Genomic DNA, 14,491 nt, shown 5'->3' with positions numbered 1-14,491 from the left:
CCGTTGCAAGATGGGCGCAGGATGGATTCCCCCCAGGTATATTGGAAATGAATATCCAATATTCCAGGTATACGGATGAATAATCTCAGACGTTTGGATCTCAACCTGCTGGTGACGCTGGACGTGTTGCTCTCGGAGCACAACGTGACCCGCGCGGCGGAGCGCCTGAACTTCTCCCAGCCGGCGGTGAGCGTCCACCTCGCCAAGCTGCGCGAACTCTTCGACGACCCGCTGTTGCTGCCGGGCCCCAGGGGCATGCGCCCGACCGCGCGGGCCGAGGAGCTGCGCGAACCGCTGCGCCAGGCGCTCAAGGCCCTGGAAAGCGCCGTCTCCCCGGCCAGCCCGTTCGACCCGGCCGAGGCCCGTCATACCTGGCGCATCGCTGCCACCGACTACGGCGAATCGGCGATCCTGCTGCCCGCGCTGGACGGGCTGCGCGCGGCGGCGCCGGGCACCCGGTTGGCCGTGGTCGAGATGGTGCCGTCACGCATCGCCAGGCAGGCGGAACAGGGCGAGATCGACCTCGCCTTCCATACCAGCGAGGGCTCGCCACCCGGCCTGCGCCACCGCACGCTGTTCACCGAGCGCTATGTGCTGGCCGCCCGTGCCGGCCATCCGCGCCTAAAGAGGCGCCCGACCCTGGCGCAGTTCTGCAAGCTCGACCAGGTGATCGTCTCGCCGGATGGCGGCGGGTTCCGCGGCATCACCGATGAAGCCTTGGCGGAGCGCGGCCTGGAGCGCCGGGTGGTGCTGTCGGTGCCGCACTTCCTGTTCCTGCGCGCGGTGCTGGAGAGCACCGACCTGGTGGCGATGCTGCCCGAGCGCCTGGTACGCGATAACGGCAACCTGCGCGTGGTGGACGCGCCGATCGAGGTGCCGGGCTACGAGATGGCCATGCTATGGCATGAGCGCTCCCATCGCGACCCCGCCCACCAGTGGCTGCGCGAGCAGATCGTTCGTTCGCTGTGAGGTGCGGGACGGTAAGCCCGATCACACGCCGCTCATGCGCCGGGGCCCTCCTCCCGCCCGTTGCCTGACGGAACGCAACGCAGCGCGCGGGCACGGCTCGCTAGGGAGATGACCAGGGCGACGATGATCAACACGGCGGCAACGGCGAAGGTGACGTGCATGCCGGCCGCAACCGCCTGGGGATGCTCCGGATTGAGGGCGGTCGCCGCCGCCCCGAGGGCGAACACCGCGCCCATGGCCGATGCGCCGGTGATGAGCCCGAGATTACGCGACAGGTTGAGCAGGCCCGAAACGACGCCCCGCTGGTCCGGCCGAGCATCCGCCATCACGGCGGTGTTGTTGGCTGCCTGGAACAGGGCATAGCCGGCGGTGATGACGACGAGCGGGGCGATGTAGCCGAACACGCCGAGGCTGGCCGGCAGCATGGGCAGGGTGGACGAGCCGGCCGTCATGGCGATGAGCCCGGCGCCAACCATGCGCTGGGCACCGAAACGGTCCACCAGACGCCCGGCCGGCACGCCCGCCAGCGCGGCGACTACAGGGCCGGTCGACATGGCGAGGCCGACGCCCGCCGCGTCCAGCGCCAGCGCGCCGGAGAGGTAGAACGGGCCGACCACCAGCGTCGCCATCATCACCGTCATGACCAGGGCGCTCATGGCGAAGCCTCCGCTGAGCACGGGATTGCGGAACATCTCCAACCGCACCAGGGGCGACTCGGCTTTCTTCTCGGCCAGCACGAAGAGGCCCACGCCTGCCGCGGCCGCGATCAACAGCGCGGCATTGAGCGGGCCGAAATCGCCGCGTCCCATGGTCATGGCGAGCGCATAGGCAGCCAGCGTCAAGGCGAGCAGCAAGGTTCCCAGATGGTCGAGCCGGACGCGATCAGCCTTGGCGATCCGGCGATCGGCGGGCAGGTAGCGCCAGGCCAGGAACGCCGCCAGCAGGCCCAGCGGCAAGTTGATGAAGAAGATCGCACGCCAGCCCGGGCCGGCGATCAGGAGGCCACCAAGGGTGGGGCCGAGCGCGGTGCCGAGCGCCGACAGGGTGCCGAGCAGGCCCATGGCACTTCCGGTCTTCTCCTTCGGCACCGTGTCACCCACGAAGGCCATCGTCAGCGCCATCATGATGGCGGCGCCGAGCCCCTGTACCGCACGGGCGGCGATCAGCAGCCATAGCGTCGGGGCCACGCCGCAGAGGAGCGATGCGGCCATAAACAGGACGACGCCTGCCAGCAGCAGCCGCCGGCGTCCGACCCTGTCACCGAGGCGCCCGACGCTGACCACCAGTGTGGTGATGGCAAGGAGGTAGGCAAGGACGATCCACTGCACGTCCTGGAAGGAAGCGTTGAACGCCTGGGCCATGGTCGGCAACGCGACATTGGCGATGCTGGTGCCCAGCGAGGACAGCAGCATGGTGAGCGCAAGGGCGGCCAGCGCCCATCCTGGCGCCAGCTCGCCTCTGCCAATTCCGATCACCCGCGGGATTATTGTGCCTTTCATGTTTTTCCCCTTTGACCTGCTCTGAAGGGCCGTTTTCAACAGCCTGCCAGTTCAAGTCGACTTGAGGTCAAGCATGAAAGAGATGGGGATTGGAAAATCGTCGCGGTGGTCCGATCTCCCTCTGCCAGTGGTTGCGGTGCGACAGGTCAGAAGCTATCGGATAGCGCGACTCAGGCCGGCCGCCTTGGACCGAACGGCCATTCCGGGAAGCCAATGGAGCCCGCTGTCAGTTCGGACGAGACATCACTACCAAGCGGATTGCCAACAGCCCGAAGACGCTCGCCAGCCCCCATTTCTGCACGCTGAAAAACCTGCCACGACCAGCAATGGCTCGGCCTACCGTGCCGCCGAAGAACCCGAGGCCCGCATGAAAGATGAATGCCAACAACGTCAGCACGCCGCCTAGCAGCAGGAGTTGTTCCGCGATCATGCCTTTGGCAGGCGTTACAAACTGCGGGAGAAAGACGATGAAGAACAGTAGCGCCTTGGGGTTGAGCAGGCTGTTCAGCGTGGCGCTGATAAACACGGCCTTCAACGGGGCTTTTTCACAGGTAGCCTTTTCAGGCATGCCGTTGCTCTTGAGCGTCCTGTACGCCATCCACAGCAAATAGACCGCGCCGCAGTATCGAATGATGTCGAAGGATGGCGGCCAAGCGGCAATCAGCCCGGTAACACCCGCAACGGTGAGCAAGGTCAGGAGCAGGTCCGCCAAACTGATCCCCAGCGCGGCGGCCAAACCTCCACGCCAGCCGTAATGCATGCCGTGGCTCAAGACAAAAACCATGTTGGGCCCCGGCGAAATCAGCAGCAGGACGACGGCACCGGCAAACACCACGAGCATTTCAGGATCGACCATTTTCGACGTCTCGGTTGAAGTCCCCGGGCCAGGTTCGGACTACCCCGCAAGCGCAGCCCCACTCACCTGAACAGTAATCAAGGGCTGGCCGAAACTTGCGCTACAGCTGTGCTGTTTTTTGCAGGTGCACTCTGTCGAGACCCCGCATCGAAACGATGCCGTAGTCGGGGGCCGGACAGACCTGTGCAGTCGACAAGGGGCCAAAGCGTAAACAGGCTTGCGATGAGGGGCGTCCATTCACGAACAACTGCGCTCCCTCCGGTGCCATCCGCGTGGTTGCCGGCCCGGGTCCCCGTCCCCAGTGTCGCGCCAACGTCGATCCCGATCACATGCAAAGCCACCTCGACTATCATGCAAGGCGCTTTTCGCCTGCCTGCCAGTTCAAGTCGACTTGAGGCCAAACATGAAAGAGATGGATATCGGACAAGTGTCGCGGTGGTCCGGTTTGCCGGCCTCCACGCTGCGCTATTACGAGGAGAAGGGGCTGATTCGCTCCATCGGCCGCCATGGGCTCAAGCGAGTGTTCAATGAGTCGGTGATCCAGCGCTTGTCGTTGATCGCACTCGGACGGACCGCCGGATTTTCCCTCGACGCTATCGCCGAGATGCTGGTGGCCGAGGGTGGGCCGGCCATCGATAGGGCCCGGCTGCAGGAGAAGGCGGATGAGGTGGATCGCACCATCAAGCAACTGTGCGCGATACGCGATGGCCTGCGCCACGCGGCGTCCTGCCCCGAAGCCAACCACCTGGACTGCCCGAAGTTCCAGCGGCTGATGGGGATCGCGGCCAGGAATGCCGCCAAGCACAAGCATCGCTTGCCGAAGGAGATCTAGGGCGACGTTCGGCCGGTATCAGGCCAATTGACGGCGCTGCCTCAGTCCCATGCAGTTGCCCCACGGGTCCTTGACCTGGCAAATACGGTCCCCGCCATCGATAACCAGCGGGCCACGAAACAGGAAAGATCTGCATGCTGCGCAGGTTGGGGCGCGCGATACACCGGCCCTTCACTGCGCGCCGAACAGCGCTGTCCAGTAGATGCCAGCATCGCTCTTCGGGTCGATCGCATAGGCCGCGCCCAGTTCGCGGAACTGCGGGTTCATCAGGTTGGCGCAGTGGCCGGGGCTGGCCAGCCAGCCGTCGAGCACCTTGCGAACGGTGTCCTGCCCGGCGGCGATATTCTCGCCGATCTGCAGGCCGACATAGCCGGCCAGTTCTGCCCGGTCGCTCGGGGTCCGGCCATCGCGGTCCCGGTGGCCGAAGTAGTTCTGATTGGCCATCGCCCGGGTGTGGGTTTCCGCCGCCGTGGCCAGTGTGTCGTTCCAGGTCAGCGGCGGCGCAGCTGCGAGGGACTGGGCGCCGCACTGGCGCGATTGCGCGCGGGCGGCGTTGATCTGCTCCAGCAACTTCTGCCCTTCCGTCTGCCAGGTGCCCAGGCCCCTGGTCAGCAGCGGGCGGGCCAGCACGATGCGCCAGTCGAGCCCCTCGCGGCTCACGCCGATATCGACGAATTGCGGATCGAGCACGACCTGGCAAAAGCTTTCCTGCAATGCCTTCATGGCCGCCTGCGCATCTCGCGGCCCGGTCAGGCTGATTGCCTGGACGTTGACCATTGGATAAGCCGAGCGCGCCAGCGCTTCCTGCAAGTCCCCCATGCCACTGGCCTGCAGGATCAGGCGAGGATCGGCCGACAGCGGCGGCAGCTCCTCGGACGCCTGGGCCCCACAGCGCTGCACCTGGCTGCGATAGGCGTTGATCGATTCGATCAGCTGCGTTTCCTCGGTCGCCATGGCGACGGTGGCGAGCACCAGCCCCAGCGACAATGCGGCAAGACGCACAACGAATGACAGAACGCGCATGGCAACCTCCCTTGAGCCGAATGCACCCATGATGCGCGATTCGACCCCATCCTGTGCAATGCCGTTCGACTTCGCGTTTCAACCGCAGGGCTTATTCGAACTTGAGAAACCAGATCCTTGGGACCTGTCCGACTCTATTGGTTACGACTCGGAGCGACTGGAGTCGCCGAGGAACCAAGTGCCTGCCCAGGAATGGGGAGTCCTCCCCTTCGACTTATCCCCAGTTCAATACCCCGTCAGCTCCAGATAACCCACGCCCTGGTGGCTGCCGCTGAACCGTATCGGCCCTTCCCAGTACGGGAAGCGGGTGTCCATCCAAGCCATCTCCTGCACTGGCTCGCTGGTGATGTCGAAGCCCTCTTTGGCGATGCGCAGCGACCACCGGGTCGGCAGCTCGCGGCCGGCGACGCGGCTGTACTGCAAGGGGGTCATGACGATGTCCTCGTTGCCCAACGCACGGGGCTCGCCGGTAGCGCTGATCCAGGTGCCGGCGCGGTAGTGCTGGCCGTCGGCATGGCGCAACTGGAACAGCATGAGCTTCTCGCCGCTGGCCAGGTGCAGGGAAAACCAGTCCCAGCCGTGCTGGTCGGGCGCCAGGGGCTGGCTGCTCCATTCGCGATCCAGCCAGGCCTGGCCCTTGACCTGGTAGGCCTGGCCCTCCAGCCGCACCGAGCCCTGGGCCTGGAAGAACGGCTGGCTGTAATAGTAGGAGGCCTGCCCCTGGGCGGATTTGCGGCTGAAACCCTGCTCGCCATGCAGCACCAGGGGGCGGTTGCTGGTCAGCTGCAGGCGATAGCCGAAGCTGCCGCCGTTGGCCTGCAGCTCCAGGTCGTCCAGCCCCGCGTTCGCCGGTGTTCGGCTGCTGAAGCGCCAGTCGTCGATCCAGGCCTTGAAGGGCAAGGCGTCGACGCCGGCCTGGCCGATGCCGCCACGGGCCAGGCGCTCCGCCGAACGGTGGCCATGGGGGCCCGTCAAGGCGGCGTGGCCCATCCACAGGTTCTGGTTGCTCCAGCCCGCTTTCCTGGAGCCGGGCTGCAGCGCACTGCGGAACAGGGTCCATTGCAGGCCCCAGGCGCGGCCCTGTTCGTCTTCCAGGTTGGCAGTGACGTACCACCATTCGATGCGGTAGTCCGGGTGCGCACCGTGGTCGGCCGGAAAGCTGAAGGCCTTGCCCGGCGTCACTTGGGCAAAGCGCGCCGAGGCTTCGCCCAGCCCGGCGAAGCCCTCCGCCGAGGGCGGCTCGGCATCGCAGCCCACCAGCAGCAATGCTGCGAACACCACCACCCGCACGCTAGGGCTCATGGGTAAAAGTCCTCAGCAACTCGGCCGGGGTGCAGCGGCGCAGCTTCCACAATGGCCAGACAGCCGCCAGCAGCGTGACGAACAGGGCCATGGCCGACAGTTGCAGCAGCTGCCAGGGAAAGACATGCAGCGGCAGGCGCCAACCGAACGCGCGTACGTTGATCACCGCCACCAGGCACCAGGCCAGCAGCAGCCCCAGGGGCACCGCGAGCAGCAGGGTGAGCAGGGCCAGCAGCAGGGTCTGGCCGAGGCTGAGCAGCGTCAGCTGCGGCCGCCCCACTCCCAGCGCCCAGAGCGGCGCCAACTGGCTGAGGCGCGTCTGGCCGAGGGTCAGCAGGCTGATGAACAACGCCACGCCAGCCACACCCAGGGTCAGGCTGTTGAGTGCGGCGGTGGCGGCGAAGGTGCGCTCGAAGACTCGGGTCGACCAGGCCTTGAGCTCGCTCTGGTCGATGAGCCGGCCGCTGCCCAGGGCGAACTCCGCGTGCACCGCCTGCATCAGCGTGGAAACCTCGGCGGCAGGCAGGTGCAGGCTGTAGCTGGCGGGCTCGATCCCCGGCCAGTGACGCTGAAATCCCGCGACATTGACCAGCAGGTGACCTTTCGGATTGCCGTAATCGGCATAGATACCGACGATTTCCAGCGGCCATTCACCCTGGGGCGTGGCCAGGTTCAGGCGCTGCCCCAGGCGCAGCTTCAGCCGGCGCGCCAGTTGCTCGCTGAGCATCACCGCATCCTGCCGGGCCAACCGGCTCCAGGCATCGGGGCTGGCGCTGAGCAGCGGCCAGTGGGCGCGATAGGCCGGGTGATCGAGTACGCCGCTGAGCTGCGCCGGCCAGCCCTGCAGCCGCAGCTCGACGCGCCAGCTCGGCAGCACGGCGCGGATCTGCGGCTGGCGGCTCAGCCAGGTCCCCATGGCAGCCGACTGCTGCGGGTCCCGCGGAGTCAGGTAGAGCTCGGCGGCCAGGCGCTGGTCGAGCCAGCCGGAGAAGGTTCTGCGAAAACCTTCGGTCATGCTGCCGACGCCGATATTCGCCGCCAGCGCCAGAAGCAAGGCCATCAGCGCCAATGCCAGGCCGGGCAGCTGCTGGCGGCTGTCGGCGATGAACCAGTGCGCCAAGGGCCCGCGACAGTGGGGCAACAGGCACTCCAGCAACAGGTTCAGGCACAGCGGCAGGCACAGGGCTGCGGCCAGCAGCATGGCGGCGAGCAGGACGAAGCCGGCGATCAGACTGTCACCGACGTTCAGGGCGATCACCGCAAGCACGCCGAGCGCGCCGGCGAACACGGCCTGCCGACGCAACCAGAGGGCCTGGGCGCGATGCCAGGCCTCGGGCTGGGCCAGGGCCAGCAGCGGCAACTGCGCGGCCCTGGCCAGGCTGCTGGCGCCGGCGAGCAAGGCACCCAGCAGGCTGATGGCCAGGCCGCCCAGCCACCACGTAGGGCCGAGGCGTAGCTGCCCGGCCACCTCGGCGCCATACAGGCCGCGCAGGCTGGCCACCACATCGGGCAGCAGCAGGCTGGCCAGCCAGTAGCCGCTGAGCACGCCGGCCAGGCCGCCGAGCAGGGCCAGGGCACCGAGCTCCAGGGCCAGGGCCGCAATCAGCAGGCGCAGGCTCACCCCGCAGGCCCGCAGGGTGCGCAACAGGGCGCGGCGCTGTTCCAGGGCCAGGCCGATGGAGGCGTGGACGATGAACAGCCCGACGACGAAGGCCAGCAGGCCGAGGGCGGTGAGGTTGAGGTGGAAGCTCTCGCTGAGCCGGGCCAGGTCGGTGCCCTCGCTACGGCGCTCGAGCACCAGCTGTGTGGCCAGCGGTGGCGGCAGGCGCGGCTCACCGCGGGCGAAGTCGCCGGGCAGCAGCAGCCAAGAGAGTTTTTCCGACGCGTCGAGCAACCGTTGCGCAACACCTATGTCCACCAGCAGCACGCCGGGCGCCACTTGCTGGCGCACCTCCAGCGGCGGCAAGGCCTGCCCGGACTCGTTCAGCGGCTGCGCGCCGACGGCGAGGCCGAGGTCCGCCAGGGTGTCGGCGGCGATCCAGGTGCGTCCTGGCTGGCCGAGAAAGCCTGGCAGGTCCAGGGCTTCCAGCGTCTGCCCGGCCAGCGCGGTGCCGGCCGGCAGGGTCAGGGGCTCGATACCGACCAGTCGCAGGCGTTGCCCGCCCTGCCCTTGCAGGCTCAACCGGCCCTGCAGGATCGGCGATACCGGCCAGCCGGCCTGCCGCAGCTCGATAAAGGTGCGCTGTTCGATCAGCCCGCCATTGCGGGGGACGAGCAGGTACTGCTCCTCGCCGAACAGGTGGCCGACCCGCGCATAGCTTTCCCGTGCCTGGCTGTTCAGCGCCTGCACGCCGGTCCAGAGCGCGGTGGCCAGCCACAGGCCGGTCAGCACACTGAAGAACTGCACGGGATGCCGGCGCCAGTGACTGACCAGGCTGTGCAGGGTCCAGCGGAATACCTGCATATCAGGCCTCGCCCCGCTCCAGCAGACGGCCGCCGTGCAAGGTCATGCGCCGTTCCAGGCGCGTAGCCATGCGCGGGCTGTGGGTCACCATCAGGAGGCTGGTCGGGCTGCCGTCGAGCAGGTGCAGGAGCAGCTCCAGCACCTCGTCGCTGCTGGCTTCGTCGAGGCTGCCGGTGGGTTCGTCAGCCAGCAGCAAGGGGGGCCTGGCAGCCAGTGCCCGGCCCAGGGCCACCCGCTGCTGCTGCCCGCAGGAGAGCTGTTCAGGATAGCGCTGCAGCAGTTCGCCCAGGCCGAGCCGCCGGACCAGTTCGGCCTGCCAGCGCGGATCATGACGGCCGGCCAGGCGGGCTTGGAAAGCCAGGTTGTCCTCGATACGCAGGCTGGGAATCAGGTTGAACTGCTGGAAGACCAGGCCGATGCCCATGCGCCGCCAAGCCGCCAGCTGGTGCTCGTCGAGCGCGGCCAGTGAGCGCCCGCCAACCTGGATACTGCCGGCGTCGAAGCGGTCGAGCCCTGCCACCAGGTGCAGCAGGGTGCTCTTGCCGCTGCCAGACTCGCCCATCAGCGCCAGGCTGTGACCCTCCTCCAGTTCGAGGTCGATGCCGCGCAGTACCGCCAGCGGCCCTTGGGGCGTCGGGTAACTCTTGTGCAAGCCCTGGATCTTCAGCATCGGCGTGCGCCCTTCGCGGCGGTGACAGCGATGGTTGCGGCAAAGGGCCGAACCAGCACACCTGGCACGGCCGGATCCCCTCGACTCAGCAGTAGCGCGCCACCGCTTCGGCCAGATCCGCGGCCTGCCAGGCGGTGGGCGCCTGCAACTCGTCGCCGGCGCGGTACTTGCCGGTCCGTACCAGGCAGGCCAGCAGGCCGGCCGCCTGGGCGCCCTGAATATCGGCGGCCACGTCGTCACCAATCATCAGTGTGGAGTCCGCGCTGGCGCCGAGGTCGTCCAGGGCGCTGGCGAAGAAGGCTGCGGACGGTTTGCCGAGCACCAGCGCCGAAGTGCCCGCGGCGTATTCCAGGGCGCGGACGAAGGGGCCGGCGTCCAGGTGCAGCTTGCCCTCGCCACGGAAGTAGCGGTTGTCCCCCATGGCGATCAAGGGCGCGCCTTCGATCAGCAGCTGGAAGGCACGGTCGAGGTGCGCATAGTCGAAACGCCCTTCCGCATCGCCGAGCACCACGGCATTGGGCTCCGGCTCATCGAGCAGCCCGGCGAACTCCTCTTCCAGCCCCGGGTGGATCAGGCAATAGGGCCTTAGACCTTGCGCCCGCACATGGCGCAGCACGGCCTGCGGCGCACTGAATATCTGCTCGGGCTGCACGGCGAAGCCCATGGCGGTCAATTTTCGGTGGATGGCCGCCTTGCCCTGGCGCGAGGTATTGGTGACCAGGCGCAGGGGCAAGCCCTTGTCCTGCAGCAGGCGCACCGCTTGCAGCGCGCCCGGCAAGGGCCGGTCGTCCTCGTAGAGCACTCCACTGATATCGAGCAGCACTGCCCGCAGCATGGCCGACTCCTCCGCAGCGCGAACCGGACTCCCTCTACCCTAGGCCCTGTCCGGCCGCATGCAAGGTTGCGCTATCGGATCCTTCGCTCCCGGCTCAGTGGCATTCGATGCGGTTGCGGCCGCCTCGCTTGGCGCGGTACAGGGCCATGTCGCTTCGCGACAGGGTGGCCTCGGCGGTCTGATCGGTGGCATGGATGGCGGCGATGCCGACGCTGACGGCCAGGGGAATGTGCTCATCGGCGTGCAGCACCGGCGCCCTGGCGAGCTCGCCCTGGATGCGCCGGGCGAAGTTGATGGCCTGATCAAGGGTGGTATCGCTCAGCACCACCGCAAACTCCTCGCCGCCCATGCGCCCGGCGGCGTCGGTCTTGCGCAGCCCGGCACAGAGGATAGCCGCGAAATGCCGCAGCGCCTGGTCGCCCACGGAATGGCCCCAACGGTCGTTGATCGCCTTGAAGTAGTCCAGGTCGAACATCAGGATTGTCGCGCAATGGCTCGCAGAGCGCTGCACCCGCGCCAACTCGGTTTCGAGCTGCTGCATGAAGTGCCGACGGTTGGACAGCTGGGTCAGGGAGTCGGTGGTGGCGAAGACCTGCAGCTCGGCTTCGATCTGCTTGCGCTCGGTGATATCGGTAATGAAGCCGTGCCACAGCACGCTGCCATCATCCAGCCGCCGCGGGCGTGCATCGCCCTGGCGCCAGGAGATCCCGCGCTCCGGCAGCTGCACTCGGTACTCCAGGTGCCAGGGCCGCAGGTCGCGCGCGCAGGCGTCGAGGGAAGCGAGGTACGGGGCCAGGTCGTCCGGGTGGATGATCGCGTGCAGCGTATCCGTGTTCGCCATCAGTTGCTCCGGGGTGAGCCCGTAGATATCCCGCACCCCGGCGCTGGCGTAAGTGAAGAACGACCTGCCGTACGCCAGGTGCCGGTACTGGAAGACCATGCCGGGAATCTCGTTGGTCAGGTCGGTCATGAGTTCGGCGGTCTGCTTCACCTGCTCGGACATGACGCGCATGGCGGTGATGTCCGTGGTGGTCCCGATCATGCGCAGCGGCATGCCGGCGGCATCGCGCTCGACCACCTTGCCGCGGCTGCAGACCCACTTGTAGCTGCCGTCCCGGCAACGCAGGCGATGCTCCACCTCGTACGCCGCGGTTCGCTGCTCGAAGTGGGCCTGGATGGTTGCCTTGACATAGCCCAGGTCCGCCGGATGGACCCGGGTGTAGCTCTCCTCGATACGATTGCCGACTTCGTGCTCGGCATAACCCAGCAGCGCTTTCCAGCCCTTGGAGTAGTGCATCTCGCCGGTGGCCACGTTGCGGTCCCAGATGCCGGTGCCGCTGCCGTCGATGGCCAGTGCCATGCGGCTTTCGGACTCGCGCAGCGTATCCAGATCGCGCCGCAGGCGGGCGTCCGCCTCCTCCCGCGCCAGCAGGCCGGCCGCAACCTCGGCCAGCTCTCGCAACACATGCTGTTGAGTCAGGTCCAGGTCGCGCGGTTGGTCGTGCAGCAGGTACAGCATGCCGAACACCGCGCCATCCGGTGCCAGCAGCGGGCAGGCGGCCAGAAAGCGCACATGGGGCGCGGCGACCACCAGGTCGTGATCACGGAAACGCTCGTCGCAATGCACATCGGGCACCACCAGCAGCGCTTCGGCGCCGCCCCGGGGTTCGCCGAAGCTGCCGAGCCGCAGGGTATTGCCGGCCGCCAGACCGTCGCAGGTGCGGACCTGCTGCCGGTCCTCGGTACCCGTCGTCACCAGGGCGGCCATGACACCGAAGTGTCGCCTGGCCAGGCGGGCGAGACCATCGAATCGCTCATCGTTGGCGCTCTCTGGCGCCTGGAGAGAACACAGCGGCTGCATTTGGACTCCGCCTCGCCAGGACTGAAGACGGCACCTGGCGTTGATCGGCCATAGGGAATTGCAGTCTACCCATAATGGCAATCTGGCGTCACACCCCCCGGCGCAACGAAGGGGGGCTCATCGCTTCGGCATGCCTCGGCAAGGCGATGGAGATGAAGGCGGCCAGCGATACCAATGCCGTCGACACCCACAGACAGGCCTCCAGCCCATGGACCTGGAAGATCCAGCCGGACAGCAGCGTGCCGAGCAAACGGCCGAGGGCGTTGGACATGTAGTAGAAGCCCACGTCCAGCGACACCCCGTCCTCCTTGGCATAGGAGACGATCAGGTAGCTGTGCAGGGAGGAGTTCACCGCGAACAGCACGCCGAACAGCGTCAGCCCGCCCACCAGCACCCGCTGAGCCGGCCACCCCGCCCAGAGGCCGAGGGCGATGGCCGCCGGCAGCAGCGCCAGCAGGCCGGCCCAGAAGAAGGCGGCGCGGCCATCCGGCAGGCGTCCGCTGCGCTTGCCGGTGATGGCGGGCGCGACGGACTGGACGATGCCGTAGCCGATGACCCAGGCCGCGAGAAAGCCGCCCACCAGCCAGAAGTCCCAGCCGAACACCGTGCTCAGGTAGACCGGCAGCGCCACCACGAACCAGACGTCGCGGGCGCCGAAGAGGAACAACCGCGCCGCCGAAAGGATGTTGATCGCCCGGCTCTTGGAGAGGATGTCGCGGAACTTCGGCTTGGCCTTGGCCTTGCCCAGGTCCTTCTTCAGCAGCGCCAGGCTGCCGAGCCAGATCAGCGCCAGCACCGCCGCCATGGCGAGTACCGCCCCGGTGAACCCCAGCGAGGCGAGCAAGGCGCCGCCGAGGAAGAAGCCCACGCCCTTGAGCGCGTTCTTCGACCCGGTGAGGATGGCCACCCACTGGTACAGGGTGCCCTGCTGGCTGTCGGGCACCAGGAGCTTGATCGAGCTCTTGGCGCTCATCTTGTTGAGGTCCTTGGCGATGCCCGACAGCGCCTGGGCGCCCATCACCCAGGGGATGGTCAACCAGGCCGCCGGCACCGCGAGCATCAGCAGCGCGGCGACCTGCAGGCCGAGGCCGATGTTCATGGTGCGGTTGAGGCCCAGGCGCGCACCCAGGTAACCGCCCACCAGGTTGGTGATGACGCCGAAGAATTCGTAGAACAGGAACAGCGCGGCGATCTGCAGCGGCGTGTAGCCCAGGCTGTGGAAGTGCAGTACCACCAGCATGCGCAAGGCGCCGTCGGTGAGGGTGAAGGCCCAGTAGTTGCTGGTCACCAGCAGGTACTGGCGCACTGACGGGGAGAGGGCTGACAACGCGTTCATGATCGCGGCGCGTCCCTGTCAGCCCGCCAGGCCGACCAGCCGCGCCAGCTCGACGGTGCGGTTGGCGTAGCCCCACTCGTTGTCGTACCAGGCGTAGAGCTTCACCTGGGTGCCGTTGACCACCAGGGTCGACAGCGCATCGATGATCGAGGAGCGCGGATCGGTGCGGTAGTCGATGGACACCAGCGGGCGCTCCTCATAACCGAGGATGCCCTTCAGTTCGTTCTCGGCAGCCGCCTTGAGCAGTGCATTGACCTCGTCAGCCGTGGTCGTGCGCTCCACTTCGAACACGCAGTCGGTCAAGGAGGCGTTGGCCAGCGGCACCCGCACCGCATGGCCATTCAGCCGTCCGCGCAGCTCGGGGAAGATTTCCGCGATGGCGGTGGCCGAGCCGGTGGTGGTGGGGATCAGGCTCATGCCCGAGGCACGGGCGCGGCGCAGATCCTTGTGCGGCTGGTCGAGGATGCTCTGGGTGTTGGTCAGGTCATGAATGGTGGTGATCGAACCATGGCGGATACCCAGGTTCTCGTGGATCACCTTGACCACCGGCGCCAGGCAGTTGGTGGTGCAGGACGCAGCGGTGACGATGCGATGCTGCGCCGGGTCGAACAGCTGCTGGTTGACGCCCATGACGATGTTCAGCGCGCCCTGCTCCTTGACCGGCGCGCTGACCACCACGCGCTTCACGCCCTGGTCCAGGTAGGCCTGCAGCACGGCGACCGTCTTCATCCTGCCGCTGGCCTCGATCACCAGGTCGCAGCCCGACCAGTCGGTGTCCGCGATGGCCTTGTTGGCGGTGACCTGGATGCGCTTGCCGCCGATCACCACGCAGTCGCCCTCGGCA

The 14,491-nt window shown here is 67.3% G+C and carries 12 protein-coding genes; 2 read left to right on the top strand and 10 right to left on the bottom strand.

Translation table 11 applies throughout. The annotated features are described in order from the left end of the window. The first annotated feature begins 75 nt into the window (after positions 1–75). The gene (locus E8F12_RS11130; protein ID WP_280325291.1) at positions 76–969 is read left to right on the top strand and encodes a LysR family transcriptional regulator; all 894 of its coding nucleotides are present in this window, start codon (positions 76–78) and stop codon (positions 967–969) included. Between the two features lie 32 nt (positions 970–1,001). Here the strand turns inward: E8F12_RS11130 and E8F12_RS11125 are convergent, their stop codons facing one another. Both E8F12_RS11125 and E8F12_RS11120 read right to left on the bottom strand, forming a co-directional pair. Beyond that, positions 1,002–2,468 carry an MFS transporter gene (locus tag E8F12_RS11125; RefSeq protein ID WP_280325290.1) on the bottom strand — a complete coding sequence of 489 codons (1,467 nt, stop codon included), beginning with the start codon at positions 2,466–2,468 and terminating at the stop codon, positions 1,002–1,004. 226 nt (positions 2,469–2,694) lie between these two features. Next, entirely contained in the window at positions 2,695–3,324 is a 630-nt protein-coding gene (locus tag E8F12_RS11120) for a LysE family translocator (protein WP_280325289.1), read from the bottom strand. Positions 3,325–3,727: 403 nt separating this feature from the next. Here E8F12_RS11120 and E8F12_RS11115 point away from each other — a divergent pair, with 403 nt between their 5' ends. Then, on the top strand, positions 3,728–4,156 hold the full coding sequence (locus E8F12_RS11115) for a helix-turn-helix domain-containing protein (RefSeq protein ID WP_280325288.1): 429 nt from the start codon (positions 3,728–3,730) through the stop codon (positions 4,154–4,156). A 171-nt stretch (positions 4,157–4,327) separates the two neighbouring features. Here the strand turns inward: E8F12_RS11115 and E8F12_RS11110 are convergent, their stop codons facing one another. From E8F12_RS11110 to E8F12_RS11075, 8 genes are all read right to left on the bottom strand, one after another. Continuing rightward, a complete protein-coding gene (locus E8F12_RS11110; RefSeq protein WP_280325287.1) occupies positions 4,328–5,179 on the bottom strand; it encodes a CAP domain-containing protein in 852 nt (283 codons plus the stop codon). A gap of 225 nt (positions 5,180–5,404) precedes the next feature. After that, positions 5,405–6,481: a lipocalin-like domain-containing protein gene (locus E8F12_RS11105; RefSeq protein ID WP_280325286.1), complete on the bottom strand. Its 1,077-nt coding sequence runs from the start codon at positions 6,479–6,481 to the stop codon at positions 5,405–5,407. Next, positions 6,471–8,945, bottom strand: coding sequence for an FtsX-like permease family protein (locus tag E8F12_RS11100; protein ID WP_280325285.1), 2,475 nt, complete (start codon positions 8,943–8,945; stop codon positions 6,471–6,473). The genes E8F12_RS11105 and E8F12_RS11100 overlap by 11 nt, the downstream gene beginning before the upstream one ends. 1 nt (position 8,946) lies before the next feature. Further along, complete coding sequence (locus E8F12_RS11095) at positions 8,947–9,615, bottom strand: ABC transporter ATP-binding protein (RefSeq protein ID WP_280325284.1); 669 nt, start codon at positions 9,613–9,615, stop codon at positions 8,947–8,949. An 85-nt stretch (positions 9,616–9,700) separates the two neighbouring features. Beyond that, positions 9,701–10,450 carry a TIGR01458 family HAD-type hydrolase gene (locus tag E8F12_RS11090; RefSeq protein WP_280325283.1) on the bottom strand — a complete coding sequence of 250 codons (750 nt, stop codon included), beginning with the start codon at positions 10,448–10,450 and terminating at the stop codon, positions 9,701–9,703. A 94-nt stretch (positions 10,451–10,544) separates the two neighbouring features. Beyond that, on the bottom strand, positions 10,545–12,311 hold the full coding sequence (locus E8F12_RS11085) for a diguanylate cyclase (RefSeq protein ID WP_280325282.1): 1,767 nt from the start codon (positions 12,309–12,311) through the stop codon (positions 10,545–10,547). An 88-nt stretch (positions 12,312–12,399) separates the two neighbouring features. Then, entirely contained in the window at positions 12,400–13,647 is a 1,248-nt protein-coding gene (gene arsJ / locus E8F12_RS11080; protein WP_280325281.1) for an organoarsenical effux MFS transporter ArsJ, read from the bottom strand. 18 nt (positions 13,648–13,665) lie between these two features. Continuing rightward, a partial coding sequence (locus E8F12_RS11075) for an ArsJ-associated glyceraldehyde-3-phosphate dehydrogenase (protein ID WP_280325280.1) occupies positions 13,666–14,491 on the bottom strand: 826 nt, incomplete at its 5' end.

The sequence above is a fragment of the Pseudomonas sp. BN102 genome (genome assembly GCF_029871245.1).
Classification (GTDB): Bacteria; Pseudomonadota; Gammaproteobacteria; order Pseudomonadales; family Pseudomonadaceae; genus Metapseudomonas.
Note: the sequence above shows the minus strand (reverse complement) of the source record. Positions and strands in the feature narration are given on the sequence as shown.

Bases quoted from the DNA above. Each gene is read 5' to 3' on its own strand.
- E8F12_RS11130 (WP_280325291.1), top strand. From the start codon at position 76: ATGAATAATCTCAGACGTTTGGATCTCAACCTGCTGGTGACGCTGGAC.
- E8F12_RS11125 (WP_280325290.1), bottom strand. From the start codon at position 2,468: ATGAAAGGCACAATAATCCCGCGGGTGATCGGAATTGGCAGAGGCGAG.
- E8F12_RS11120 (WP_280325289.1), bottom strand. From the start codon at position 3,324: ATGGTCGATCCTGAAATGCTCGTGGTGTTTGCCGGTGCCGTCGTCCTG.
- E8F12_RS11115 (WP_280325288.1), top strand. From the start codon at position 3,728: ATGAAAGAGATGGATATCGGACAAGTGTCGCGGTGGTCCGGTTTGCCG.
- E8F12_RS11110 (WP_280325287.1), bottom strand. From the start codon at position 5,179: ATGCGCGTTCTGTCATTCGTTGTGCGTCTTGCCGCATTGTCGCTGGGG.
- E8F12_RS11105 (WP_280325286.1), bottom strand. From the start codon at position 6,481: ATGAGCCCTAGCGTGCGGGTGGTGGTGTTCGCAGCATTGCTGCTGGTG.
- E8F12_RS11100 (WP_280325285.1), bottom strand. From the start codon at position 8,945: ATGCAGGTATTCCGCTGGACCCTGCACAGCCTGGTCAGTCACTGGCGC.
- E8F12_RS11095 (WP_280325284.1), bottom strand. From the start codon at position 9,615: ATGCTGAAGATCCAGGGCTTGCACAAGAGTTACCCGACGCCCCAAGGG.
- E8F12_RS11090 (WP_280325283.1), bottom strand. From the start codon at position 10,450: ATGCTGCGGGCAGTGCTGCTCGATATCAGTGGAGTGCTCTACGAGGAC.
- E8F12_RS11085 (WP_280325282.1), bottom strand. From the start codon at position 12,311: ATGCAGCCGCTGTGTTCTCTCCAGGCGCCAGAGAGCGCCAACGATGAG.
- arsJ (WP_280325281.1), bottom strand. From the start codon at position 13,647: ATGAACGCGTTGTCAGCCCTCTCCCCGTCAGTGCGCCAGTACCTGCTG.